This is a genomic window from Bacillus sp. CPT56D-587-MTF, assembly GCF_058792335.1.
The window spans coordinates 4,838,575-4,864,911 of record NZ_JBYTEF010000001.1; the positions used below are offsets into that span (position 1 = coordinate 4,838,575).

19 protein-coding genes, 4 pseudogenes and 1 riboswitch are annotated in these 26,337 nt (G+C 36.8%); of the genes and pseudogenes, 12 read left to right on the top strand and 11 right to left on the bottom strand.

The genetic code is table 11. From position 1 onward, the window contains the following. Positions 1–8: 8 nt before the first annotated feature. The gene (locus tag AC3WVZ_RS25020) at positions 9–716 is read right to left on the bottom strand and encodes an IS6 family transposase (RefSeq protein ID WP_100910607.1); all 708 of its coding nucleotides are present in this window, start codon (positions 714–716) and stop codon (positions 9–11) included. Between the two features lie 93 nt (positions 717–809). Here AC3WVZ_RS25020 and AC3WVZ_RS25025 point away from each other — a divergent pair. Together AC3WVZ_RS25025 and AC3WVZ_RS25030 are read left to right on the top strand one after the other, a co-directional pair. After that, a pseudogene (locus AC3WVZ_RS25025) lies at positions 810–1,235 on the top strand (acyltransferase family protein); the annotation flags it as partial. Positions 1,236–1,274: 39 nt separating this feature from the next. Beyond that, positions 1,275–1,655 carry a VOC family protein gene (locus tag AC3WVZ_RS25030; RefSeq protein WP_000610162.1) on the top strand — a complete coding sequence of 127 codons (381 nt, stop codon included), beginning with the start codon at positions 1,275–1,277 and terminating at the stop codon, positions 1,653–1,655. A 40-nt stretch (positions 1,656–1,695) separates the two neighbouring features. Here the strand turns inward: AC3WVZ_RS25030 and AC3WVZ_RS25035 are convergent. The 3 genes and pseudogenes from AC3WVZ_RS25035 to AC3WVZ_RS25045 form a co-directional block, all read right to left on the bottom strand. Next, positions 1,696–2,211, bottom strand: a pseudogene (locus AC3WVZ_RS25035) (YhgE/Pip family protein); the annotation flags it as partial. A gap of 49 nt (positions 2,212–2,260) precedes the next feature. Next, positions 2,261–2,968 carry an IS6 family transposase gene (locus AC3WVZ_RS25040; RefSeq protein ID WP_100910607.1) on the bottom strand — a complete coding sequence of 236 codons (708 nt, stop codon included), beginning with the start codon at positions 2,966–2,968 and terminating at the stop codon, positions 2,261–2,263. Between the two features lie 89 nt (positions 2,969–3,057). After that, positions 3,058–4,566 (bottom strand): annotated as a pseudogene (locus tag AC3WVZ_RS25045) (YhgE/Pip family protein); the annotation flags it as partial. Positions 4,567–4,701: 135 nt separating this feature from the next. Here AC3WVZ_RS25045 and AC3WVZ_RS25050 point away from each other — a divergent pair. Next, on the top strand, positions 4,702–5,586 hold the full coding sequence (locus tag AC3WVZ_RS25050) for a LysR family transcriptional regulator (protein WP_200458449.1): 885 nt from the start codon (positions 4,702–4,704) through the stop codon (positions 5,584–5,586). A gap of 568 nt (positions 5,587–6,154) precedes the next feature. Here AC3WVZ_RS25050 and AC3WVZ_RS25055 read toward each other — a convergent pair. Then, on the bottom strand, positions 6,155–6,388 hold the full coding sequence (locus AC3WVZ_RS25055) for a DUF3953 domain-containing protein (protein ID WP_233935560.1): 234 nt from the start codon (positions 6,386–6,388) through the stop codon (positions 6,155–6,157). Positions 6,389–6,504: 116 nt separating this feature from the next. Between AC3WVZ_RS25055 and AC3WVZ_RS25060 the strand changes: the two genes are divergently transcribed. Next, on the top strand, positions 6,505–7,161 hold the full coding sequence (locus AC3WVZ_RS25060; protein WP_000716866.1) for a hypothetical protein: 657 nt from the start codon (positions 6,505–6,507) through the stop codon (positions 7,159–7,161). Positions 7,162–7,564: 403 nt separating this feature from the next. Here the strand turns inward: AC3WVZ_RS25060 and AC3WVZ_RS25065 are convergent, their stop codons facing one another. Continuing rightward, positions 7,565–8,650, bottom strand: coding sequence for a hypothetical protein (locus tag AC3WVZ_RS25065; RefSeq protein WP_001231661.1), 1,086 nt, complete (start codon positions 8,648–8,650; stop codon positions 7,565–7,567). A 91-nt stretch (positions 8,651–8,741) separates the two neighbouring features. Next, entirely contained in the window at positions 8,742–8,891 is a 150-nt protein-coding gene (locus AC3WVZ_RS25070; RefSeq protein WP_000283180.1) for a hypothetical protein, read from the bottom strand. A 255-nt stretch (positions 8,892–9,146) separates the two neighbouring features. Here AC3WVZ_RS25070 and cydA point away from each other — a divergent pair, with 255 nt between their 5' ends. The 4 genes and pseudogenes from cydA to tnpC all read left to right on the top strand — a co-directional run bounded on the left by cydA (position 9,147) and on the right by tnpC (position 14,649). Further along, complete coding sequence (gene cydA / locus AC3WVZ_RS25075; RefSeq protein ID WP_059304237.1) at positions 9,147–10,502, top strand: cytochrome ubiquinol oxidase subunit I; 1,356 nt, start codon at positions 9,147–9,149, stop codon at positions 10,500–10,502. After that, complete coding sequence (locus AC3WVZ_RS25080; RefSeq protein ID WP_000544187.1) at positions 10,495–11,520, top strand: cytochrome d ubiquinol oxidase subunit II; 1,026 nt, start codon at positions 10,495–10,497, stop codon at positions 11,518–11,520. The genes cydA and AC3WVZ_RS25080 overlap by 8 nt, the downstream gene beginning before the upstream one ends. Positions 11,521–11,891: 371 nt before the next feature. Then, positions 11,892–13,178 (top strand): annotated as a pseudogene (locus AC3WVZ_RS25085) (arsenic transporter). Positions 13,179–13,245: 67 nt separating this feature from the next. Further along, the gene (tnpC, locus tag AC3WVZ_RS25090) at positions 13,246–14,649 is read left to right on the top strand and encodes an IS66 family transposase (protein ID WP_100910632.1); all 1,404 of its coding nucleotides are present in this window, start codon (positions 13,246–13,248) and stop codon (positions 14,647–14,649) included. A 333-nt stretch (positions 14,650–14,982) separates the two neighbouring features. Here the strand turns inward: tnpC and thiC are convergent, their stop codons facing one another. Beyond that, a complete protein-coding gene (thiC, locus tag AC3WVZ_RS25095; RefSeq protein WP_233935562.1) occupies positions 14,983–16,743 on the bottom strand; it encodes a phosphomethylpyrimidine synthase ThiC in 1,761 nt (586 codons plus the stop codon). Between the two features lie 112 nt (positions 16,744–16,855). After that, positions 16,856–16,971, bottom strand: a riboswitch (TPP riboswitch). Positions 16,972–17,042: 71 nt separating this feature from the next. After that, positions 17,043–18,704, bottom strand: a complete 1,662-nt coding sequence (gene lldP, locus AC3WVZ_RS25100) for an L-lactate permease (RefSeq protein WP_016125704.1) — start codon at positions 18,702–18,704, stop codon at positions 17,043–17,045. 296 nt (positions 18,705–19,000) lie between these two features. On the opposite strand from lldP, the gene AC3WVZ_RS25105 reads away from it, so the two are divergent. After that, positions 19,001–19,318: a magnetosome magnetite crystal formation protein family gene (locus tag AC3WVZ_RS25105; protein ID WP_001014096.1), complete on the top strand. Its 318-nt coding sequence runs from the start codon at positions 19,001–19,003 to the stop codon at positions 19,316–19,318. Positions 19,319–19,388: 70 nt separating this feature from the next. Here the strand turns inward: AC3WVZ_RS25105 and AC3WVZ_RS25110 are convergent, their stop codons facing one another. After that, on the bottom strand, positions 19,389–19,880 hold the full coding sequence (locus tag AC3WVZ_RS25110; RefSeq protein WP_001139056.1) for a metal-binding protein: 492 nt from the start codon (positions 19,878–19,880) through the stop codon (positions 19,389–19,391). A gap of 50 nt (positions 19,881–19,930) precedes the next feature. Continuing rightward, positions 19,931–20,296 carry a YkvA family protein gene (locus AC3WVZ_RS25115; RefSeq protein WP_000810369.1) on the bottom strand — a complete coding sequence of 122 codons (366 nt, stop codon included), beginning with the start codon at positions 20,294–20,296 and terminating at the stop codon, positions 19,931–19,933. Positions 20,297–20,842: 546 nt separating this feature from the next. On the opposite strand from AC3WVZ_RS25115, the gene AC3WVZ_RS25120 reads away from it, so the two are divergent. The 3 genes from AC3WVZ_RS25120 to AC3WVZ_RS25130 all read left to right on the top strand — a co-directional run bounded on the left by AC3WVZ_RS25120 (position 20,843) and on the right by AC3WVZ_RS25130 (position 26,229). After that, positions 20,843–22,771 (top strand): LTA synthase family protein, encoded by a 1,929-nt coding sequence (locus tag AC3WVZ_RS25120; RefSeq protein ID WP_000665358.1) that lies wholly within the window; start codon positions 20,843–20,845, stop codon positions 22,769–22,771. Between the two features lie 630 nt (positions 22,772–23,401). Next, entirely contained in the window at positions 23,402–24,286 is an 885-nt protein-coding gene (locus AC3WVZ_RS25125; protein ID WP_002026582.1) for a D-amino-acid transaminase, read from the top strand. A gap of 209 nt (positions 24,287–24,495) precedes the next feature. Next, positions 24,496–26,229, top strand: coding sequence for a C40 family peptidase (locus AC3WVZ_RS25130; RefSeq protein WP_059304240.1), 1,734 nt, complete (start codon positions 24,496–24,498; stop codon positions 26,227–26,229). Positions 26,230–26,337 lie beyond the last annotated feature (108 nt).

The window sequence follows — 26,337 nt, forward strand, 5'->3', positions numbered from 1 at the left end:
ATGGAACTTTATGCTGTTAAACCAAAGAGTTCATTGATAAGATATATCTGCTTTTGGACAGACTTCTCCCCTTGGAGAGTTTGTCCTTTTTTGATCATATGCATAGCTTCTATTCCAGTAATCATTTTTATAGCTGTAGGGAATGATTTCAATCCTAGCATATTCCGAATCCGTTTTTTGATAAACCGATGATCTTGCTCAATGATATTGTTTAAGTATTTTTTTACACGAAGTGGTATACCGTGTGGTATACACTTTTCTTCCTTTAGTTCACGTACTGCAACAGGATAGGCTTTATCGCCATCAGCAGTTATCGAACGAGGTTTTGTGGCATGAACAGAAGCCAAGGCTTTCTTTAGAAAACGTTTGGCAGCCTTCGCATCTCTTTTACGACTTAAATAAAAATCAATCGTGTTTCCTTCAGAATCAATCGCGCGATATAAGTACATTTTCTCTCCTTTGATTTTGATGTATGTTTCATCCACACGCCAAGAATCATTGGTTGGTTTCAAATGTTTTCGAATACGCTCATTTAATTCTGGTCCATATTGATGCACCCATCGCATAATTGTTGTATGTACTAAGAATAATCCTCTTTCCTCCATCATTTCCACTAAATCACGAAGACTTAAGTTGTACCGCAGGTACCAACGTACGGTTAATACAATGATATCAGGCTGATACTGTTTCCATTTGAATATATTTTCTTTTTCCATACTGATCACACACCTTTTTTTAGTAATAGCACCAGTATTGCCAAGTTTGAAAGAGCATTTTCAAATCATTTCGCTTTTTTGCACCAGAACCGTTTTTACGGAGCAAACTCTATTCATTTAACTGTTTCTACCTATATAAAACCATCTATGTTTTTATATATCGTATGCGAAATTATCATACTGTATGTGTTATCTATTATGATAGTACAGCGTCGTGGTTTCTTATATAAAACGTTACGTTTCATTGGAAATTACACGTATGGTGCTTATTTAGCTCACTTATTCTTCTTGCAACTATGCACAAAGTTTCTTTCTTTATTCACACTGCAAGAAAATACTATATTATATAGCCTATTACTATTTGTGTTAACGGCTATTATCTCTATTTCAACAATGGTCATTTGTAGCACAATACCATTTCATACTTGGATTACAGGTCCTTCTCCTACAACAAAGATGAAATGGACGAAGGTTGTATTCCGAAAAAATCATAAAAAACTATTCAAGCCATATATTTGATATAATGATACGCATATAAAAAGAAAGCGAGAGACACCTATGATTAATCAAGTTGGACAAATTATGCTATATGTAAATAACCAAGACGAAACAGTACAATTTTGGACAGAAAAAGTAGGGTTCCAAATCATTGCGGAAGAAAATAACGGAAATGGCTTCCGCTGGATTGAAATTGCACCGGCGAAAGAAGCAGGAACAAGCATCGTCCTTCACGATAAAGCGTTAATCGCGAAGATGCAACCTGAACTAAACCTAAATACACCTTCACTTATGTTCTTCTCAAATGACTTAGACCGTCTATATAAAGATCTTTCTGAGAAAAATGTCACAGTTGGACAGGTTGTAGATTTACCTACTGGTAGAGCATTCAACTTTGCTGATAATGAAAATAATTACTTTGCAGTAATGGAACGTAAATAAAAAATAAGCTATCCGAAAAAATCGGATAGCTTATTTCATCTTAAGAAACTTGTTCTACATTCGTTTCTCTATGCTGTATATGACTCGTGATCCAAGCAATTCCACCGGCAACAACGAGATAACATAACAATATTAAAATTTGCATTTGTAATTGCGACCAATCTCCTAAAGAAATAACATCTTGTAATCCTCTAAGAGAATGAGACATTGGGAGAAACTGTCCAATTTTGCTAAGAACAGCTATGTTTAATTCTCCTGGGAAAGTACCTCCGCTCGTCGCTAATTGCAGGACAAGAAGGGTTACCGCTAAGAACTTTCCAACAAGACCAAATACTGTTACTAACATAAGAATAAATGTCATGAACGTAAAGGAAATAACAATACTTGATAAAACAAAGAGTGGCACACTTGCGACTTCTAATTTCATAACACCTAGCACAACTACATCTACGAGTAGCGCTTGAATAAGTCCAATTAAATATACCAATCCTAGTTTATTAATAAAATGTACCGTTCCGCTTACCTTCATATTTTGTCTGCGGGGTTCTGGTGCAACAATAGTGGAATGTGAAAAAAGAATAGAAGATTCCTAACGGAATGGAACTTTATGCTGTTAAACCAAAGAGTTCATTGATAAGATATATCTGCTTTTGGACAGACTTCTCCCCTTGGAGAGTTTGTCCTTTTTTGATCATATGCATAGCTTCTATTCCAGTAATCATTTTTATAGCTGTAGGGAATGATTTCAATCCTAGCATATTCCGAATCCGTTTTTTGATAAACCGATGATCTTGCTCAATGATATTGTTTAAGTATTTTTTTACACGAAGTGGTATACCGTGTGGTATACACTTTTCTTCCTTTAGTTCACGTACTGCAACAGGATAGGCTTTATCGCCATCAGCAGTTATCGAACGAGGTTTTGTGGCATGAACAGAAGCCAAGGCTTTCTTTAGAAAACGTTTGGCAGCCTTCGCATCTCTTTTACGACTTAAATAAAAATCAATCGTGTTTCCTTCAGAATCAATCGCGCGATATAAGTACATTTTCTCTCCTTTGATTTTGATGTATGTTTCATCCACACGCCAAGAATCATTGGTTGGTTTCAAATGTTTTCGAATACGCTCATTTAATTCTGGTCCATATTGATGCACCCATCGCATAATTGTTGTATGTACTAAGAATAATCCTCTTTCCTCCATCATTTCCACTAAATCACGAAGACTTAAGTTGTACCGCAGGTACCAACGTACGGTTAATACAATGATATCAGGCTGATACTGTTTCCATTTGAATATATTTTCTTTTTCCATACTGATCACACACCTTTTTTTAGTAATAGCACCAGTATTGCCAAGTTTGAAAGAGCATTTTCAAATCATTTCGCTTTTTTGCACCAGAACCGTCTGCGGCCAAGAGGTAAAATATTCGATGCCATAATTCCGCCAACATAAAATGCAAGTGATAAGAAATATGGCGCAATGCCTGAACCGTAGTTAGGCACGTCAGAAACTGTTGACTTCACTAACTGAACTGGCTCTGAGAACATCGTATTACGTGCATCATCATTACGAACATCCGCTATCTTCTCTGCGCCCTCTCCCAATTTCGTAGAAAGTTCTTTCGCACCATCATCAAGTTTAACAAGTCCATTTGTTAATTTACCAGCACCGTTATTCAGCTCCGTTCCACCACTCGCAAGCTGATTTACACCTTCTTGCAATGATGTAAACCCATTTCCCCACTTCGTAAATCCATCAGCCAAATTCGATGCACCATCTGCTACCTTTTTCGTTCCAGCAGTAGCTTCATTTAACTTAACTCCGAATGTATTCATGCCTTCTTCAATCTTATGTTGACCGTCAGCAATCTTCTTCGCACCTTGTGTCAATTGTTGTTGGCTATTATTTACAGTATTTGTTGCTTTAGCTAGTCCATCAGACGTAGCAACAATTTTTTGAAAAGCGGGATCTTGCTGCACTTCTGGATGATTTTTCACGTACTCTTCTAATTGTTGTTTTATACTATTAGCTGCACCATCCGCTTTTACTTGGGCTTCAGCAAGCTTCTCACTTCCGCTCACCCATTCATTTGTACCAGCACTTAATTCACTAACCCCTGATTGTAACGTTTTTTCACCTTGTGCTAATAACTCCATACCGCTATGAAGTGAAGTTGCTCCTTGACTTAGCTCATTCGCTCCGTCAGTTAAGGCTGATTTGCTAGAAGCAAGTTTTTCACTTCCCTCTTTCACTTTTGATGTCCCGTCACTTAAACGATGAATACCATCTGCAAGCTGATTTGCCCCATTTCTTGCATCTGTCGTTCCTTCATGTAACTTCCCAGCACCATTACTTGCATCACTCAACCCTTGTGCTAAGTCTTGAAACTTTGAAAACACACCTTCTGTATAAGATTTCGTAATACTATTTGAAATTTTTGTTTTCATATTTTCAACAGCTGTCGTTCCAATTTGCGCTGCTACAAAGTTTTTACCTGGATTTACTTTGTACTGCAATTGTGCTGGTTCTGGTTTCTCATCCATAAGTGTACTTACCTTTTTAGAGAAATTCTCTGGAATCGTAACAACCATATAATATTTATCTTCTTTTAACCCTTCATCTGCATTTTTTTCTGATACGAAATGAAAAGCTAGTTCCTTATTCTCTTTTAAATTTTTAACAAAATCGTCTCCTGCATGAATTGTTTTTTCATCCATCATAGCACCTTTATCTAAGTTCACAACTGCAACAGGTAATTTATCTAATCTTCCGTACGGATCCCAATATCCAGCTAAAAAGAATCCTGAATAAATTAACGGAACGATTAATAAAAAAATTAAAGCGATACGTCCATGTTTATGGTGCCACATCGCTTTCCAATCTTTAAATATAAGTTGAATTCCCTTCATGAAACATACTCCTTCTCCGAATTTAACACCATTAGAATGGTTTAACAGATTTACTATACACGTCACTTTCCATACTGTATAATACATCTTTAATTATCAATTCATTCCTTTTGGTCTATAGAAAGGAGATTCGAAATGGAACTGCTCCAGTTAAAATACTTTCAGACAGTTGCACGACTAGAACATATGACAAAGGCAGCTGAAGAATTGCATATCGCACAACCTTCACTCAGCAAAACAATCGCTAGACTCGAAAAGGATTTAGGCGTCCCTTTATTTGATCGCCAAGGTCGACAGATTACTTTAAATTCTTTCGGAAAAGTATTTTTGAAACGAGTAGAGCGTATTTTTCATGAATTAAGCGAAGGGGAACGAGAAATTAAAGATTTAGCCGAATTACAACAAAGCTCTATTACACTAGCCGTTTCTATTCCGAGAATATTACCAGAACTACTTGGCTCTTTTTTACTAGAACATCCTAACGTTCGGTTCCAACAATTTCTGGCATCCACTCCTTCTATGAAACGACAACTAGATAATATAGAAATTGACTTTTGTATCTCCTCTGTGCCAATTGAAGGAGAAGAAATTGTTTGGGAACCACTTATTACAGAAGAAATTTTCTTAGTCGTCCCTTCAGGCCATCGTTTATCAGGCCGAGAAAATATCCACCTCCATGAAGTAAAGGACGAACCGTTCATTAGTATGAACACTGGCTATGGATTTCGACACTTAACAGATGAATTTTGTAAAGAAGCTGGTTTCACTCCGCATATTGCTTTTGAAGTCGATGAACCGACCGTAATTAGCGACCTCATTAAGCAAGGTCTCGGCATCGCTTTTGTTCCAAGTTTAACTTTATTAAAAAACTCTACTTTAGCATCAAGCAAGTTGCGTATTATTGAACCCACTTGTCAGCGAACCATCGGATTAAGTTGGTCGAAGAAACGCTACTTATCGAAAACTGCTCAGCAATTTCGTGAATTTGTGATTGATTACTTCTCTAGTATTAGGACGTAAAATTATATTGATTTACAAATAAATAACGACACTCTAACATATTTTAAAATTGTATTAAATGAAAACAATAAAAACTAGGAAATAGCTCTTCACCTGACCAAACAGGATCAGGTGAAGAGCTATTTCCCTATATTTTACAGGCTACTGTGAGAAATTCCTGTATTTGGACATACTTCAGCCCACAAAATCAAGCATATCGGTAGCCATGTAGTTTTTTCGTCCGTAAAGCTACGCTCTATGGTCCTTTATACAGTCTTTTTCCGACTTGAACTACTTTAATTTTAATAATACGTATTGGATAACGGTAACAATTTGATTAATTACAAATTATATTTTCCCTTCAATTTATTTACATATAACTAATTATAAACCTAATTAACTTTCCGCTTATTCACAAGGTAATTATATCAAAAAAAATACACACATAACTATACTTGTAATAATTTTCTATATATGTAAATATTGAATTACATTTTTATATTTTAATATAAATAAAATAAAAACCTCTTAAGTCAAAGAGGTTTTTATTTTGTAAAGATAATTTTACTAGCACTACTATCTTTTTTATTTATCTAATTATAGCTGTGTAAATTGCTACAAAAATAAGAAAAGCGGCTGCTAAAAAACTAGTATAAGACATAAATTTGCGATTTTCTTTAAGGCCTATTACACCATTAATTAAAATAGATAATCCTAAGAAGGAGAATGTTAAGGGCATAAGATTAAAATTCTGTGTTATTAATGCATAGGAACCTAGTAAAGTTACTAAAATAGTAAGCAATATTCTTATCGTATTTAACATACTTATCACCTCCTTTAATTGGGAAAAAAATACTTTAAATAAAATAATTGACAAAATAACCAACTAATAATATATTATACTAGAAAAATACATAAATGTAAAAGGGGACTTAATTCATGAAAAAAATAGCTATTTCTACTTTATCTTCATTACTTGTATTCTCGTCTGTTGCTGCTGGAGCTGCTCATGCGGATACACCTAGTACAGTAACTCCAGTGAAAGAAGAATTAAATATTCAACCTAATAATGTTGAACAATTATCATTTGCGGAACAAAATATGATAAAAACTGTAGAGCAATATGTGGAACTTAAAGAAGGTGGAAAAATTGGTTTTACTCAATCTGTTCCTCAAGATGTATACAAAAAGTTTGAGCTAGATAAATTACAAGAGCATTTTGATTTTTTAAACTCTCAAGTTGAATTAAAAACTATTATTATTAATCCAGATTTAACAATTACAAATGTAACTCCTGAAGGTCCTGTAGCTTATGCTGCTGTTTATGGATCATGGACTTATAATTGGTGGGGATATGAGAGAAAGTTTAATAATTCTCAAGCAAAGAAATATGTTTCTGACTTAAATACTGTTGCAAATTCTGGAGCTGTTGCTGGAGGATTAGCTGCAACGGTAATGCCTATTATTGGTGCTGGTGTAGCGGTGACAGCTGCGTATTATGGTCTATTAGCCACTCGAGTAGATGCTAATAATAAAGGTAAAGGTGTTTATGTTGGTATCACTTGGGCTATTGTATTTAAGGTAAATTCTTTATAATACATCCAATTACTTATACATAAAAAAATATTTATATATAAACAAAAAGACCACCATTTCGGGAGGTCTTTTTGTTTTTTTTCTAATAGATCTAATTTCTCCTGCCCTGTAGTAGCTATCAACTGGGATTCTCCAATTAATTCTTCAGCTTACTGAATTTTTTTCTTCTGCGATTCTATTTCGTTCTTTTCCTTCTTCAATAGTTTTATTAACTTTTTTATTTAAATATGTTACATAAGCAAATGCTAAAGATGCTATAATGCCAGCTGCTATAGTAACTCATATTGAAATGGTAGATATTTGTCCTTATAAAAATGAAATTTGGCTATCTTTTGTAGCAATCATCTTATCTTGTATATCTTTTACAGTTTCAGAAGGTGCCATCTCCAGAGGATAGCACCTTCTATTTCTTACTCTTCTCCAATTCCATTTCCGCTAAAAGCGGCAATACGTTATCAAAAATATGCGTATTATTATTTTCACCTGTTACATATCCACCGTAATATCTACTAAATACGTTGTCATTTCGGAATGTGGCCATATGATCATACAATTCCTTCGCAAACTTTGTATCACCTGTTTGTAGTACGTACAAAATCGTTAGTCCGTACGCGGCCGGCGATTCATAATTCACAGTTTGTTTTCCCGTTTCTAAATTGTAACGACCGTATAGCTTTCCATCCTCCTGGAACTTCTTCTTTATAAATTCCAAATAAGCAGCTGATGAAAGACCACCTAAACTTCGATGATATGCAACGTATGATTGGTCAATAAGATTCACTTCTTTATCGTACGTAAATGTACCATCTTCTTTATACTCTTTTGGGAATGCCCAGCCATGCCTTGGATAATCTGCTAAAAATTGAACGACTTCCTGATATTGCTGAGCAGAAACTTTGCCGTACTTCTTCATATAGGAGAATGCACGCGGATTTATGTATGATGTTGTTACAAAATTATTTTGTTTTCCTGCATCTGCATCATAATAATCAACATAATAATTATCTTTTTTATTATAACGAAGTACAGCATCACTTAATTGATCGGCAAGGTTTTTATAACGCTCTTCCTTATACATTTCATAAGCACGATATAATTGTTCTATAATACGAAGATCATCTATAAGTGCATTTGTAGCTGACTGCCTCTCTCCCTTTTCAGAGAGTTTCCATAAAACGATATGATTCTTATATATGAAATTATCTTGAATAACCTTTACTTGCTCATCAAATAACGCCTGATCATCTTTATCAAGTGTATACTGTAACCATAATCCCGCCGATTCTGATAAAGCTTCACGTCCCTTAGCTTCACCCGTACCTGCCTTAGTATCTACTAAACGATACGTGGCAAGTGTTCCATTGTCATTCACCATATGTCTTAAAATAAAATTTTCTGTACGGTTTCCTTGTAAAGCTGACCAAAATACAATTCCACCTAAAGCGATTAAGAAGATAACTCCAATCCCTATATATAAACGTTTCCGCAATCTTTTCACCTCCCTAGTAAGGCTAACCTTAATTTTATCAGAACATACATAAATTTAAAAAAGACAATCTATTAGATTGTCTCCCGCATTTCTATCCCCCGCAAACCTCTTTAGAAGGTTTATATAGCGATTGTACAAGTCGATCATATTCACGACGTGTAATTTCTTTATTATATAGCTTCAATAATAAATCTCTATGCTCTTTTGAAAATGCCATCTTTTTAATGACTTCAGGATACATAAAACACCCTCTCCATTTCACATAAACTTCTTGATTCCGAAAAACAGAACTTATGTTCGCATAAAAGATTATAAAAGATTCCTGAGCAAAAAACAAACAAAACATGACCAACTATTTATTTCTTTCTATTCAAAATATTACAACATTATATTATCATATTCACTTTTTAAATACATATATATTTTTGGTAGTTTTTTTGAATAAATCTTCCAATTCAATCAGAAAATAATGGCAAAAAAGAAGAGGAGTTTACATATGGATACGGTAACATTAGCAAGAGCATTTTTTGGTTCTTCATTAGCATTCCACATAATCTTTGCAACACTTGGTGTCGGTCTTTCATTGATGATTTTTATAAGCGAAATACTCTATCACTGGAAGAAAGACTCCGACTATGCCATTATGGCGAAAAGATGGACAAAGGCGTTTGCTATTCTTCTCGGTGTAGCAATTCCAACTGGAACAATCGTTGGTGTGCAAATCTCACTTCTTTGGCCTGGTTTCGCCAAAATTGTTGGGCAAGTTATTTCTGTTCCCTTCCAAATTGAGATTTTCGCCTTCTTTTTGGAGGCTTTATTCATGTCGATTTACGTATATGCAGCTGATAAACTTCCTCCATTTATGAGATTAATCTCGCTATTTTTCGTCATGCTTGGTGCCACGGCATCCGCCGTGCTCATTACATCAGCAAATACATGGATGAATACACCAGCAGGCTTTTCAATGAATCCAGATGGATCTGTTTTTAACGTTGATCCGTGGAAAGCTTTCTTTAATCCAAGTTTTGGCACAAGTGCATTCCATGTCGTTATTACGGCTTATGCAACTGGTGCGGCTGTCATTGCTTCTATCGCTGGATTTAAATTATTGAAGAAAAATTTAAGTACACGTGAAATTGCTTATCATAAAAAGGGGCTACTATTAGGGCTTGTCGTGACATTTATTACAGGCGCTACGATGTGGCTTTCAGGGCACGAATCGGCAATCGCCCTACATAAACACTCACCTGAAAAACTTGCATCTGCTGAAGCTTTATTTGAAACGACATCACACGCACCGCTATCCATTGGCGGGGTTGTGGATCCTAATACACTTGAACTAAACTATGCACTTGAAATCCCAAACATGCTTAGCTTATTAGTGGGACTAGACCCTAGCACTGTCGTAAAAGGTCTAAATGAATTCCCACAAGAAACATGGCCACCATTTTATACACATACACTGTTCAACTTAATGGTCGGCACCGCTGCGTTTACCTTTGCAGTTGCAGCAATTGCGCTCTTATATTGGTACTTCGTTTACCGAAAAAAGGGGACAGAACTACCGAAGTGGTTACTTTTGGGGGCTGCCGCATGCGGACCAATTATGATGCTCGGTATTGAATTCGGATGGATTTTCAGTTGTAGCGGTCGTCAGCCATGGACAATTTATGGTATGCAACGTACAGTCGATGCTTCTACTCGCGCTGATTTCGTCGGTCCTTTATTTGTTTTATTCATCATTTTATATATTGGACTCGCTATTTTAACAGTCTTTGTTCTACGGACATTCTTTAGAAGACATCCATTAAAGAATGATTTACAACACCAAGGAGGCGATTCTCGTGCATGAGGAAAGTATTGCAATCATCATCTTATGGGCCCTTATTTTCGTATACAGTATATTAGGGTCCATCGATTTTGGAGCTGGTTTTTGGGGCATGGTATACGCAAAACATCCAACGCTCGCTGCCAAACTTGCGAATCGGTACTTATCACCAACGTGGGAAGTAACAAATACGTTTCTTGTTTTCGTCGTTGTCGCATTTCTCGGCTTCTTTCCGAAAGCGGCCTTTACTCTTGCGACAGTAATGTTCGTACCAGTTATGTTAATTTTAGTGCTCGTTGCAGTACGTAGTACGTTTATGGTATTTGCTTACTCCTTACCAAAATATCAGTACCTTCTTCGGGTTATTTCAGGTATTACTGGTCTCTTAATTCCAGCACTATTAATTACCGTTTTACCCGTTACAGAGGGAGCCTATATTACAATGTCTGAAGGAAAAGAAGTACTCCTGTATGGAAAACTTCTTTCTAGCCCGGTTATCTACTGTTATATGCTCTTCGGACTAACGTCTGAACTGTTTCTCTCCTCTCTCTTTCTCGCTGATTTTGCGAGAGAACAAAGTTCAGAAGATACGTATAGAATTTATAGAAGAAATGCCATCATCCTTGGTCCTGCAACACTCGTTACAGCGATCATCGCTCTCGTTGTAATGGATCCAGAAACACATTGGCTTATGCAAGGATTAATAAAGCAATTCCCGTGGTTTACAGTTTCTATTGTTTTATTCGTTATCGGATACTCGTCCCTTTGGTGGACAAACAAAAAATACAATACACTAGGATACCCTCGCATTGCCGTTTTAGCTGTCGTCGCTCAATATGCATTTGCAAGCTACGCTTACGGCGTCGCCCATTTACCGTATATTATTTATCCTGACGTAACTGTATTTACAAGCTTTACAACGACAGAAACGTTCTATGCACTGCTCATTCTATACGCAATTGGGATTGCAATTTTATTACCAGGATTTATTTTCTTCTGGAATTTATTCTTGAAGGATCGTACTTTTTTGAAGGAAAAATAATATAGTCTTGGAGTCTGTCCCAAAAGGCATTTTGGAATAGACTCCTTTTGTCATGTTTTGTTGATAAGTCGATATATTTTAAAAATCGCCAATATATTTCAATAATCGCTGATATATTTTAAGTTGCGCCAATATATCTCCATAATTGCCCATATAAATTTCATTTACTATTTTACTGCCCCAATAATTTATAGACTCCTCTCATAATAGTTATTTCACTATTCGTGACACTTGTCCTTTAGCATGAAAAACACATATTCGGTTCATCTCGTTATACGTCTAGTTCTTCTTATTTTTTGCTGAATATACTACCAATATAAACTTGAGACAAGCTACATCTGTTCAAGGGAAAATAGAAAGGTAGGCAAAATATGAGCATTGAAATATGGATTACTATTATTGTATTCTTCTTAACGATGATTGTTATCTTTTGGCGGCCTCGCGGTTTAAATGAGGCGTGGCCAGCAGCAATTGGTGCTGGCATTATCCTAATCACTGGACTTGTGTCAAAACCAGACGTCATAGATATTGTTAGTAAAATAGGAGGGGCCTCCATAACAATATTAGCAACTATTGTTATGGCAGTTATATTAGAAAGCTTCGGCTTCTTCCATTGATCCGCAGCGAAACTGGCAAATCTAGCGAAAGGTTCTGGACGCCGTCTATACTGGTATATTCAATTATTATGTTTTCTTATGACTCTTTTATTTAATAACGACGGTAGTATTTTAATTACAACTCCCATTTTAATTCTTCTTCTAAAAAATCTTCAATTAAAACCACATCAACAAATTCCTTATTTATTAAGCGGAGCTTTAATCGCTACCGCATCTAGTGCACCAATTGGTGTAAGTAATATCGTAAACTTAATTGCATTAAATATCGTTAATATGACTCTTTATATGCATACTGCTATGATGTTTGTACCTGCAACATTAGGCTTATTATTTATGTCATGGCTCATGTATACAGTTTTGAAGAAAAAACTTCCGAAAAAATTACCTGTTTCTTCATATGATATTGAAGAAATTTTCTTCACGAAAAACTTCCATCCACTAAAAGGAAATAATTCTGTTGATACGAAACAAAAACGGACAAGATTCATGTTAAAAGTATTAGGTTTCGTCTTCCTGATGCGCTGTCTTCTATTCGTTGCATCCTTCTTATCCATCCCAATTGAAATCGTTGCAGTACTTGGTTCACTCGTTCTTCTCATTTGGAGATGGTACTACTTACGAACAAATCCTGTCGATATTTTGAAAAAGACACCGTGGCACATTTTAATTTTCGCCTTCTCTATGTACGTCATTATTTACGGACTCCACAACGCAGGATTAACAGCTGCACTTGTACAATGGCTCGAGCCAATTGTGAATCAGCATCTACTCTATGCTAGCTTTGCAATGGGCGGACTTGTATCCATCCTCTCTAACGTCTTCAATAACCATCCTGCCCTTATGATTGGTACAATTACATTAACAGAAATGGGACTAGATCCAGTCACATTAAAAACAATCTATCTTGCAAACATCATTGGTAGTGACATCGGTTCACTATTACTACCAATTGGTACACTAGCCTCACTCATTTGGATGTATATTCTGAAACAAAACAAAATTAAAGGTAACTACTCAGCCACCTTTCGGTGTCTTTTTTAAATTTTACTAGTTTCATATGCCTCCCATTTGTAAATACTGAGTATATCAAACAGGGGAGGTGAATCTTATGGTCGATCGAAAAATTATTTTAGATACATATAAAAAAGGACCTGAAGCTGTTATTTCTTTATTTGAAGAAACATTTTCTAAGTTAGAAAAACGTATACAAGAACTAGAAAATGCTTCAAAAAAAAACTCCAAAAATAGTCATAAGCCACCTTCTACAGATGGTTTGGGTAAGCCCGTTACAAAAAGTTTGCGCAAACCGTCTCATCGTCAAACGGGTGGCCAGTTGGGCCACAAGGGACATACTCTTGGTTTGACAGCGACTCCAGATCATACGATTACACATTCTCCTACATATTGTACTTGTTGTCATACTTCCTTGAACCACGAGCCTGTAAAAGGGTATCGCATTCGCCAAGTGTATGACTTACCACCTATTCAGATCGAAGTGACAGAACATAAAGTAGAACAGAAAGAATGCCCACATTGCCATTCTATCCAAGAAGCCCAATTTCCTTCGACAGTATCTCGTCCTGTTCAATATGGTCCAAATATAAAAAGACTGATTCCCTATTTAACGCATTATCAATGCATTTCTTTGAAGCGAACAAAAGAATTCTTTCAGGATTGTTTTGGACATTCTATAAGCGAAGGAACCCTGGTAAATCATACACAGGCTTTCGCTTCTCAATTGCAGCCATTCATAAAAGAAGTAAAGGAAAAGATTCTGCAGTCTCCTGTTGTCCATTTTGATGAAACTGGTATGCGTGTAGAAAACAAAACACAATGGTTACATACTGCCAGTACACCGGAGGTGACATTGCAACATATTCATCAAAAACGTGGAAAAGAAGCAATGGATGCTGGAGAAATCTTGCCATCTTTTTCTGGAATTGCGATGCATGATGGTTGGAAATCGTATGATGCGTATACAGATTGTCGTCACGTTTTATGTAATGCCCATCTCTTACGAGATTTACAAGGAATTATAGATAGTACTGGAGAACAATGGGCACAACAGATGCAGAAATTTCTAACGCAAGCGTTGACGATGAAAAAGCAATCCGAAGGTACCATGCCAAAAGCGACGCAAAAGAATCTGTTTATTATGTATCAATCCATATTGAAAGAACAACAGATTCTTTCCACGAAACAAAAGAAGAAAGGAAAGCAGACGCCTTCTCAAAATTTATGGAATCGCTTCGTCAAGTATTCTGACAGAATTCTAGCGTTTTTAGAACATCCAGCCATTCCATTTGATAACAATCAAGCAGAACGGGATATTCGGATGACGAAAGTAAAACAGAAAGTGTCTGGGACTTTCCGAAGTAAGAAAGGCGCAGAATCTTTTTGTCAGATACGAAGCTTTATGAGTACCATGAAAAAACAAAAACAATCGGTCTTACAAGCGATAAACCAAGTCATAGAAACTAGAACGGTTCCTTGGAATAACACGACTTCATAAGAGAATTTCTCTATTTGGCATAGATTCTTTCTCTGATTGGAGTATTTTCTTTTCATGTTTTCGAATCGGAAACATGTATTTGGCCTGTTTTTTTATTTGAAGAAGCTGAGTAGTTACAATTAAAGTAAAATGGAAAGACTATTTAAGTGTATCCCTTATCGTTATCCCGCTCACAACAGTCGTCACACTATTCCTCTTATTCTACTGGGTACATCTCTTCTTTGCCTTATAAACAACAGAAGCCCCATTTGCTACCGTCTTAGCAAATGGGGCTTCTTCTATAATAAAGTTAGGTACTACAGTGTGATCAATCAAGTAAAGAGGTGTAACATATTATTGATATAAATGACTACCAGCTTCTTTAAATTCTTCTGCTTTCTCTTTCATTCCTTTTTCAATTGCTTCTGTCGTTTCTAAATCATTTTCTTTTGCATACTCACGAATATCATGCGAAATTCTCATACTACAAAACTTCGGTCCACACATTGAACAGAAGTGAGCTGTCTTTGCCCCTTCTGCAGGCAACGTTTCATCATGATATTCCATCGCACGTTCAGGATCTAAAGATAAATTAAATTGATCGCGCCAACGGAATTCGAAGCGTGCTTTTGAAAGTGCATCATCACGCTGATGAGCCGTTTTATGTCCTTTCGCAAGATCAGCCGCATGCGCTGCAATTTTATACGTAATAACACCCGTGCGTACATCATCTTTGTTTGGCAAACCTAAATGTTCTTTCGGCGTTACATAACAAAGCATCGCTGTTCCAAACCAGCCAATCATCGCAGCTCCAATTGCAGATGTAATATGGTCATAACCTGGTGCAATATCTGTCGTTAGCGGCCCAAGTGTGTAAAACGGCGCGCCCTGACAAATATCAAGCTCTTTCTCCATATTCTCTTTAATTAAGTGCATCGGTACGTGTCCAGGTCCTTCAATCATAACTTGCACATCATGTTTCCAAGCAATTTTGGTTAATTCGCCAAGTGTTTCAAGCTCAGAAAACTGTGCTTCGTCATTTGCATCTGCAATAGACCCTGGACGTAATCCATCTCCAAGAGAGAACGAAACATCGTACTGCTTCATAATTTCACAAATCTCTTCAAAGTGAGTATATAGGAAGTTTTCTTTATGATGGAATAGACACCACTGCGCCATAATCGAACCACCGCGCGAAACGATACCTGTCGTACGCTTTGCCGTGATTGGAATGTAACGAAGCAATACACCAGCGTGAATTGTAAAGTAATCAACGCCTTGCTCCGCCTGCTCAATTAACGTATCACGATATACTTCCCACGTTAAATCTTCTGCAATTCCGTTTACTTTTTCCAGCGCTTGATAAATCGGTACAGTTCCAACTGGTACAGGCGCGTTACGAATAATCCACTCACGCGTCGTATGAATATTTTTACCTGTAGATAAATCCATAATCGTATCTGCACCCCAGCGCGTTGCCCATGTCATCTTCTCTACTTCTTCTGCAATCGAAGAAGATACAGCTGAGTTTCCGATATTCGCGTTTACCTTCACATGGAAATTACGCCCGATGATCATCGGTTCAGCTTCTGGATGATTAATATTCGCTGGTAAAATAGCGCGGCCTTCTGCGATTTCCTTACGAACAAACTCCGGCTCTACCCCTTCACGAATCGCAACATACTCCATCTCAGACGTAATAATGTCATTACGTGCATAGTGCATTTGCGTAACGTTTGCACCTTGCTTTGCTCTAAGTGGCTTGCGATCCATCTGCGGGAAAACAGGTGTATGTTTCGAAGCCACTTTCACACCGTCATCCTCTGGTTTCACTTCACGCCCTTCGTATGCTTCTACATCACCACGCCCCAGAATCCAAGAATGGCGCGGCGTTGGAATCCCCTTTTCTAACTCCACTTTATACTCAGGATCCGTATAAGGGCCGCTCGTATCATACACACGAATTGGCGGATTTGGAACGCCATTCGTTTCGCTTTGTTCAATCTCACGCATCGGTACTTTCATACCTTCTCGTGGTCCATCCACATACACTTTCTTACTCCCTGGTAAACTCGATTTCAATTCAATTTGCTCAGCTGAAACAGACTGTTTCATAACCTTTGTTGCCCCCCTGTACGTGACAAGGACGAGATATGGCCAGCGTATGCCAAAATAAAAAGAGCCAGGTCCATAAAAAAATAAGGACCTGGCTCATAAAGACATCATTATGTAAAGCCGTTAACTTCCCTACGCTGGTACGAGCCAGATCAGGTCCAAAGGGTTAAGAAGTTCACGCGCTTCTCTCTCAGCCTACGCATACGTTAGGCACCCCTAGTTTATCACTGATTTAATTTTCAATACTTTCCCATCATACACCATAATCTGAAAAATTCAAAGCTTATTTCTTTTGCTCTTTACGGAATCATCCACGTTAAATAATACGCCTGCACATACGTCATAATACCAACAATAATTACGAAGAATAAGCTATGCTTCACTGTAAAACGGAACAAATCCGATTCTTTTCCAGCAAGACCAACCGCTGCACAAGCGATCGCAATCGACTGCGGGGAAATCATTTTACCTGTTACACCGCCTGTTGTATTTGCTGCAACGAGAAGCACTTCAGATACGCCGACTTGCTGCGCTGTAATGGCTTGTAAATTTGAGAACAGTGCATTTGCAGACGTATCAGACCCTGTTAGGAATACGCCAATCCAGCCTAAGAATGGTGAGAAGAACGGGAATAGTCCGCCAGTTCCGGCTAATGCTAACGCTAACGTAGAAGATAGACCAGAATAGTTTGCGATAAATGCAAACCCTAGTACGAATCCGATAGATAGAATTGGCATTTTTAATTCGCTTAACGTTTCTTTAAATGTCACTACTGCATCTTTTACATTCATTTTCAAAATAAACATGGAAATGATACAAGCAATTAAAATCGCCGTTCCGGTTGCTGATAATACATCAAACTTCAAAATTGCCTCGTAAGGCGTTGATTTATTTACAATCGGCTCTGCTTTCATTACTAGATTATGCAGACCTGGAATTTCAAACTTAAATACAAGACTTGCTAAAGCCCCTCCTGGAGCGAATAATGCCTTAAAGAAACTTTGGCTCCAAATGACTACCATAACCGTTAATACGATAAATGGAGACCATGCCTTCACTACTTTTCCAAACGTTAATTTCGGCATCGATGCTACTGTCGTTGTTGCTGCTACTTCACTATTTGCTTGCCCGGATTGATAAATTTCTTTCGGCTGCCAAACTTTTAAGAACAGCGCTAAACTAATTAAACTTACAAGTGCCGATGTAATATCCGGAAGTTCTGGTCCTAAAAATGTCGCTGTAATGAACTGCGTAATCGCAAATGAACTACCCGCTACAAATAACGCAGGCCACGTTTGTCGTATCCCCTTAAATCCATCCATTAAAAATACGATAAAGAATGGCACAAATAATGATAGGAACGGTAATTGATGCCCAGCCATTTGTCCAATTTTATGTGGATCAATACCTGTTACTTGTCCAGCAACTGTAATCGGAATTCCCATCGCTCCGAACGCCACTGGTGCAGTATTTGCAATCAAACAAAGACCTGCTGCGTATAAAGGATTTAACCCAAGCCCCGCAAGAAGTGCTGCTGTAATCGCTACTGGTGCCCCAAATCCTGCCGCTCCTTCTAAAAATGCTCCAAATGAAAATCCAATTAAAATAACAAGTAGACGATGATCGTTCGTAATCGATAATACCGATGCACGAATCACATCGAATTGACCTGTTTTCACAGAAATTTTATATAAAAATACCGACATAATGATAATCCAAGCAATTGGCCATAATCCGTATAAGAAACCATATCCGGTCGCTGCCATTGCCATCGTGAACGGCATTTTATAAGCGAATAACGCTACTAAAACTGTAAGTACAACTGTAATAAATCCTGCCACATACCCTTTCATGCGGAAAACTGCTAAAGCTAAGAAAAAAAAGATAATCGGAATAAGTGCTACCGCTGCCGAAATCCAAATGTTTCCGAATGGATCATAAACTTGTGTCCATGTGTTCATTGTTCTCTCCCCCTAAAGAATCCCCTTTTAAATAGAATAACCTCATCAATAGACTATCAGGTCATCATACCTTTAAGTCTAAAATAAAAAAACGTTTAAGAAAACGTTTTCAACAACTTTCATTTATACTGTACCATAACAATTTCCATTAAAAAAGATTTTTTTGAAAATTTTATCATTTGACGAAAAAATCTTACAAAATCGTCATGTTCCTGTAATGTTCATCGATAGAAAGCTTGCAAAATTTATTGCATAATAATAGTATAACAACGGACATTATTTATGAGGTGATATATATGAATGGAAACAAAATATTAGCTGCTTTATCGTACTTTAGTGTACTATTTGCCCCTATCTTATTCCCAATTATCGTTTGGATTGTGGGGGACGCTGAAACAAAGCCACATGCAAAACGTGCTCTATGGACACACATCATTCCAAGTATTGCTACATTTATCGGTGTAGCCATTTTAGGAATTATGGGCATGGGATCTGACCAAGCAGATGTAACACTTGGAATTGGATCAATGATTGTCTTAGCTATTTGCGGAATCATCAGCTTATACTACTTCATCTGGAACATTGTAAAAGGAATTAAAGTACTGAAAGCTTAATTTTAAACAAACGTTTGTTTAAAAAAGGACCCTTGCAAATTGCAAGGGTCCTTTTCCTAATTCGTTCACTTTATCTTCTGCGTTTCTTCTTTTTTCTCATCATTTTCTTTCGGCGCGTATTCACTTTATCCGCTATAATGTGAAGCGTACTTGCCACAACAATTCCCATTAAGAACGTTACAATTTCAACCTCATGTTTCTTCGCAATTTCTATTAAATTACCATCCAGTGCGATTACATTTAATAGAAATAAAAATGGAGAAAAGACGATTAACATGTACGCAATACGAATCACATCACCAAGTATAATCGTATGCGTAAAGAAAGATCGATGCGGCATTACTTTTTTATAAGGATACCAAAATATACGTAAGAAACCCCATTTGTTATAAGCATTACTGTACGTATCTAAATCTGGTGTTAAAAATGAAGTACCTACTAAAAAACCAATTGCAAAAGTTAATAAAAAATCAAAATTTGTTAATCCATACGAAAAGAGAAAAAACAAAACAACCGGAAGGGATATTAAGTTTATTTTCGTATGCGTTCTTCCTGATGGCATAATGCACTTCCTCGCTTACGTTCGTCCTGTCACCTTATGACAGGTTTCACCTATTGACCTAATTTCTGATCGATAAATGTTGTGTCTATATCCGAACCAAACCATTCTGCCAACTTCACTCGTGCCTTATCTTTCACATCTTCATTGACGTATAACGACACCTGTATTAGTGCGGCCGTTAACGCCCCTAAATCATCCGTATAGCCAATTCCAGCAATGAAATCTGGAATCGCATCAATCGGTGCAATAAAATAAGCAAGTGCTCCAATTACAATAATTTTCACTCGTTTTGGAACATCTGGTCTTTGCAAAACGTAAAACAGTAATAAACTTGCATAAATGACCGACTGCCCTGCTTGCTTTGCAACATGTTTTACTTTCTTCCAAAACGCTTCAACTGAAAATTTTTGTTTCATGTAAAAAGCCTCCCTATTTTTAAAAAGAAATAAGCTACAATATGTTATCAGTAAAAGTTCATGGAAATTACACAAAACCTATCAATGAACTTTTATTGTAACAAACAAACTAAAAAAGAACAAGTGTTCGTTAATTTTTACACGATTTCCTTCATATAATAGATTTCTAGATAACCCTTACCCATCTTCGTTTCTTATTTCTCAACAAAGAAAATTTTCACTTCTACTTAACATTCTGCTCTACCTTTGTTATATTTTCTAGTTGACGGACATATAAACGAATGTTAAAGTTTTCTCTGGTAGTGACAAATCTTATACAAAAAATGTAAAATGTTATAGTGTTTCTCAGAAATGAATTTTGTTGTATAATACAGAAATGACGTTATGCTTATGAGCAACAAAAGAAACCAAAAGGGTATGCATAGTTATAGTCGTATATGGGTGAATATAGAACCTTTAATTATGGCCAAGAAAACTATGTATTTTTTATTTTAGCATTTTTCGCTCCAAAATCGACCAAGCCTGATAGAGAAAGGGTGGAAATGAATGAAAGAAACCTTGAAATCACAATTTCAAAATGTGCGTTTCACTGTATTCGTAGCTTTAGCCTTATGGCTGAAAACTTACCTTATTACACGCACAAGCTTTGACTTAAAACTTGAATCTTTCATGCAAGAATTCATTTTATTCCTTAGCCCATTAGCAGCATCATTACTGCTTGTTGGTCTTGCATTATTTGCAAAAGGGAAAAAACGTAACTATATAGCACTTGGAATTAATTTTGTCTTAACAATCGTTCTTGTTGGTAACGTAATGTTCTACGGATTCTACAATGACTTCGTTACATTACCGGTGCTAGGACAAACATCTAACTTCGGAAGTTTAGGTTCTAGTGTGAAAGAATTATTTAACTACAAAATTATCCTTGCATTTGCAGACATTATCGTTTTCTTCGTTCTATTAAAGAAAATGAAGAACTTTGCACCTACAGAGCGTGTAGCACGCCCGATGCGTTCTCTATACTTCGTATCAACAGTTGCTATTTTCTTCGCAAACTTAGGACTTGCAGAAGCTGAACGCCCAGAACTATTAACACGTTCATTCGACCGCGTTATGCTTGTTAAAAACTTAGGATTATATGTACACCAAGTATACGATCTTGGCTTACAAGCAAAATCAAGTTCACAAAAAGCGTTCGCTGACGGTAGTAAATTACAAGAAACAGAAAACTACGTAAAAACAACACAAAGTAAACCAGATCCAAATATGTTCGGTACTGCAAAAGGGAAAAACGTAATTGTTGTCTCTCTTGAGTCATTACAAACATTCTTAATTGGTGCAACAGTTAACGGACAAGAAGTTACACCATTCTTAAACCAATTTACGAAAGAAAGTTATTACTTTGATAACTTCTTCCATCAAACTGGTCAAGGTAAAACATCTGATGCTGAATTCCTAGTAGATACTTCGTTATATCCACTAGACCGCGGTGCTGTATTCTTCACACACGGTAACAATGAATATACAGCAACTCCAGAAATTTTACGTCAGCAAGGGTATCACACGTCGGTATTCCACGCAAACAACGCAACATTCTGGAACCGTAACATTATGTATCCAGCACTTGGTTATGATCGTTACTACAACGAACTTGACTACAAGATTACGCCAGAAACAAAATTAAACTGGGGATTAAAAGATATCGAGTACTTCGATCAATCTATTGATATGTTAAAACAAGTGAAGCAACCATTCTATACTCGCTTCCTTACTTTAACGAATCACTACCCATTCACTTACGATGACAGTACAAAATTAATCGACGAATACAATTCTGGTGATGGAGTATTTGACCGTTACATGGTAACTGCTCGTTACTTAGACGAAGCAATGAAACACTTTATTGAGCGTCTAAAAGCAGAAGGTATTTACGACAACTCAGTAATCGTATTCTACGGTGACCACTACGGTATTTCTGAAAACCATAACCGTGCAATGGCACAGTTCTTAGGAAAAGAAGAAATCACTGCATTTGACCATATGAACTTACAAAAAACACCGATGTTTATTCACGTTCCAGGTCAAAAAGAAGGTAAAACAATTTCGAAACCAACTGGTGAAATTGACATTAAACCAACTATTCTAAACTTACTTGGTGTAGATTCTACAAATGACGTTCGATTCGGTCATGATGTATTCTCACCTGATAATAAAGGATTCGTTGTTCTTCGTGACGGTAGCTTCGTTACAGATAAATACATGTACACAAACAGTACATTCTATGACCGTGCTACTGGCGAAGTTGTACAATTACCGAAAGAAGAATCTCAACCACTAATTGATCGCGCCCAAAATGAATTGAACATGTCTGATAAAATCATTGAAGGTGACTTACTTCGCTTCTCTGAAAGTAATAAGATCAAAACTGGTGAAGTAAAAACAGTTATTAAAGAAGAAAAGAAGAGTGCTGAGTAATCTCAGCCTCTTTTTTTATTTTCTTCCATACAACTACTTATATTCATTAACTTTAAAATTACATAACCTTTACCAAATATTCACATAGTGTTAATGAAAAATCTCTATAATAAAATATGTAAACGAGGTTCTACATATTTCTTATCTCTCATCTTTCGTAAGATCCCTTAAAGAAGTGTGTAAATCTTTTGTTTCTACTTTCTTATAATTGTCTTTCAACATGTTTTGTTTCCATACACAAAACATTCAACGAGACAATGTCCCTATGAAAGATAGCTACCCTCCTTGTGCAGCATTCCATAAGAATGTTGCTTTTTTTTATTTAAAAGCAGGATTCTCATTCTTATTTTCGAATTTGTATATACAAAATGCTGTAAAGTGAAACTTTAATCAGCCCTCACCAATCGGGCAGCTACGGGCAGTTATTCGCCCAATTCACTTCTTTGCTCCACCCGAATTTTTAAGTAGGAGTTTTACTGCCCGTTAATGCGGGGTAAACCATCCTTACTTCTCTATGATTTACAAATACATATACGGTCATATGTAGAGAATTGCTTACATAAAAATTACTATAGTGATTTTTATCTCGCATGAATGAAAGTTTCACGTTACTTACGTACTTACGAAAGGATGGGACGGAAATTGGCATACGAAAAATTTGTACTTTGGAATGATGAAGTTATTGATACAACAAAACAACAAACGTACATAGAACTTGAAGAAAGAGGTTTGCAGTTCGGAGATGGTGTCTACGAGGTTATTCGCCTATATAAAGGGAACTTTCACTTATTAGATCCGCACATAACGAGATTATATCGATCCATGGAAGAAATAGAATTATCGCTCCCTTTTTCAAAAGCTGAGCTCATCACTTTACTTTACAAATTAATTGAAAGAAACCATTTCCACGAAGATGGCACAATTTATTTGCAAGTATCTCGTGGTGTACAAGCTCGCACACATGTATTTTCATATGACACCCCTCCGACAATTTATGCCTATATTACAAAAAAAGAAAGACCAGCCTTATGGATTGAATATGGTATACGCGCTATATCAGAACCCGATACTCGATGGCTACGCTGTGACATTAAATCATTAAATTTATTACCAAACGTACTAGCTGCTACGAAAGCTGAACGAAAAGGCTGTAAAGAGGCACTTCTCGTAAGGAATGGTATTGTAACGGAAGGAAGCCATTCCAACTTCTTTTTAATTAAAAACGGAACTCTTTACACACATCCAGCCAATCACCTTATTTTAAATGGCATTATTCGTCAATATGTCCTTTCTTTAGCGAATACTCTTCACATACCTGTACAGGAAGAACTTTTCAGCGTTCGTGACGTTTATCAAGCAGATGAATGCTTTTTTACAGGCACAACGATTGAAATTTTACCAATGACCCACCTTGATGGAACCGCGATTCAAGATGGGCAAGTTGGGCCTATCACCAAAAAACTGCAAAAATCATTTAATCAAATCTTGTTACAATCCAATATGGCATCTTCTTAAACCCGAATAATTTCTGTCCTTTCACATTCAATATATGCATTTAAATGGAAATCAAGGTGTAAATTTATGCCTTGATTTTTTCTTGTAATCTTTTTGTCATATTCAGATTCCCACATAAGCCTTGACAGTAATCGACATGCTCTTTAGAATTTTTAACAGTTGGTAAATATTTCTTCACTACATTACAGACAGAAAGGAATCGACAAATTATGAAAAAGTATCTTGCCGGTCTTGCGGCAGTGTCTGTAGCAGGAGGAGCAGCACCTACACTTGATAGTGTTCAAGCTGCACCTGAACAAAATACACAAAAAGCTGCTACAACTGTCCAAGCTTCTGCGTCAAACAACTCATCTTATACGGTAAACGCGAGCGTCTTACATGTTCGTGCGGGATCAAGCACTTCTCACGACATCATCTCACGCGTTTATAACGGTCAATCACTAAACGTGATTGGCGAAGAAAATGGTTGGTTCAAAATTAACATTAACGGAAAAACAGGCTTTGTTAGTGGCGAATTTGTATCAAAAAGTGGAGCAGCAAACAACAATGTAAGCACAGGTGGAAACAATAAAGTTACCGCTGATGTATTACGTGTACGTACAGCTCCTAACACTTCTAGTTCTGTTTCTGGACGTGTATATGCAGGACAAACATTAAACGTAATTGGACAAGAAAATGGTTGGGTGAAAATTAACCATAATGGACAAGTAGGTTATGTAAGTGGCGAATTCGTATCTGGCGTTTCTTCTACTGGGGGTTCTTCAAACAACAATACGAATAATAACAACCAAGAAGTAAAACCAGCAAGCGGAAACTATACAGTAAATGTATCTTCCCTTCGTGTTCGTACAGGTCCTAGCACTTCTCACACAACTGTAGGTTCTGTCAAAAAAGGACAAGTAGTACAAGTTGTTGGCGAAGTTCAAGATTGGTTCAAAATCAATTACGCAGGACAAACTGCTTATATAAGCAAAGACTACGTAACAAAAGGCGGTTCTAACGAAAACGTTACAGAAGGCAACAAACAAGAGCAAAACAATAATGGAACTATTCAAACTGGCGGTTCTTATGTAGTTAACGCTACATCTTTACGTGTTCGTACAGGCCCTGCCGCTTACCATAGTGTAATTGGTGGCGTTTTAAACGGTACAACATTAAACGTAGTTGGATCTGAAAACGGTTGGTTTAAGGTAAATTACCAAGGAAAAACAGGCTTTGTTAGTAGCGAATTTGTAAAATTCGTTAAAGGTGGCACTACTACTCCTGAGCAACCAAAACAACCTGAAAAACCTAACCAAGGTGCAATTGGCGACTATTACATTAATGCTTCTGCACTAAATGTACGTAGCGGCGAAGGTACAAATTATAGAATCATAGGCGCACTTCCACAAGGTCAGAAGGTTCAAGTAATCTCTGAAAACTCTGGATGGAGCAAAATTAACTACAACGGTCAAACTGGTTATATCGGAACACGTTACCTATCTAAAACACCAGTTGGAGGCGCAGTAGATAATAAGCCTAACAATAACCAAAATAACAATCAAAACAATAACAACAATAATAATACAGGTAATAATAGCGGCGACAGTTCTTCCGTACTTGCATATGCAAAATCAATGCAAGGTGTACCATACGTTTGGGGCGGAAGTTCTGCTAACGGTGTTGACTGCAGTGGTTACATCTACCACGTATTTAAGAAATTTGGTCATAACATTAGCCGCCAAAGTGTTGCAGGATATTGGAGTAGCCTACCAAAAACTTCAAGTCCACAACCTGGTGACTTAATTTATTTCCAAAACACTTATAAATCTGGTCCTTCTCACATGGGTATCTACCTTGGGGGCGGATCATTTATCCAAGCTGGAGATAACGGTGTAGCAATCGATTCATTAAGTAAATCTTATTGGAAGAGCCACTTCTTAGGATACACGAAAGCACCTTAATTAATAGTTTCAAAGCCTTCTAGTTTACTAGAAGGCTTTTTTGCTATGAGTTCAACATATTACTCCCTTTCTCCTACCTTCTCTCTACAAAAATAATGTATCCATTCT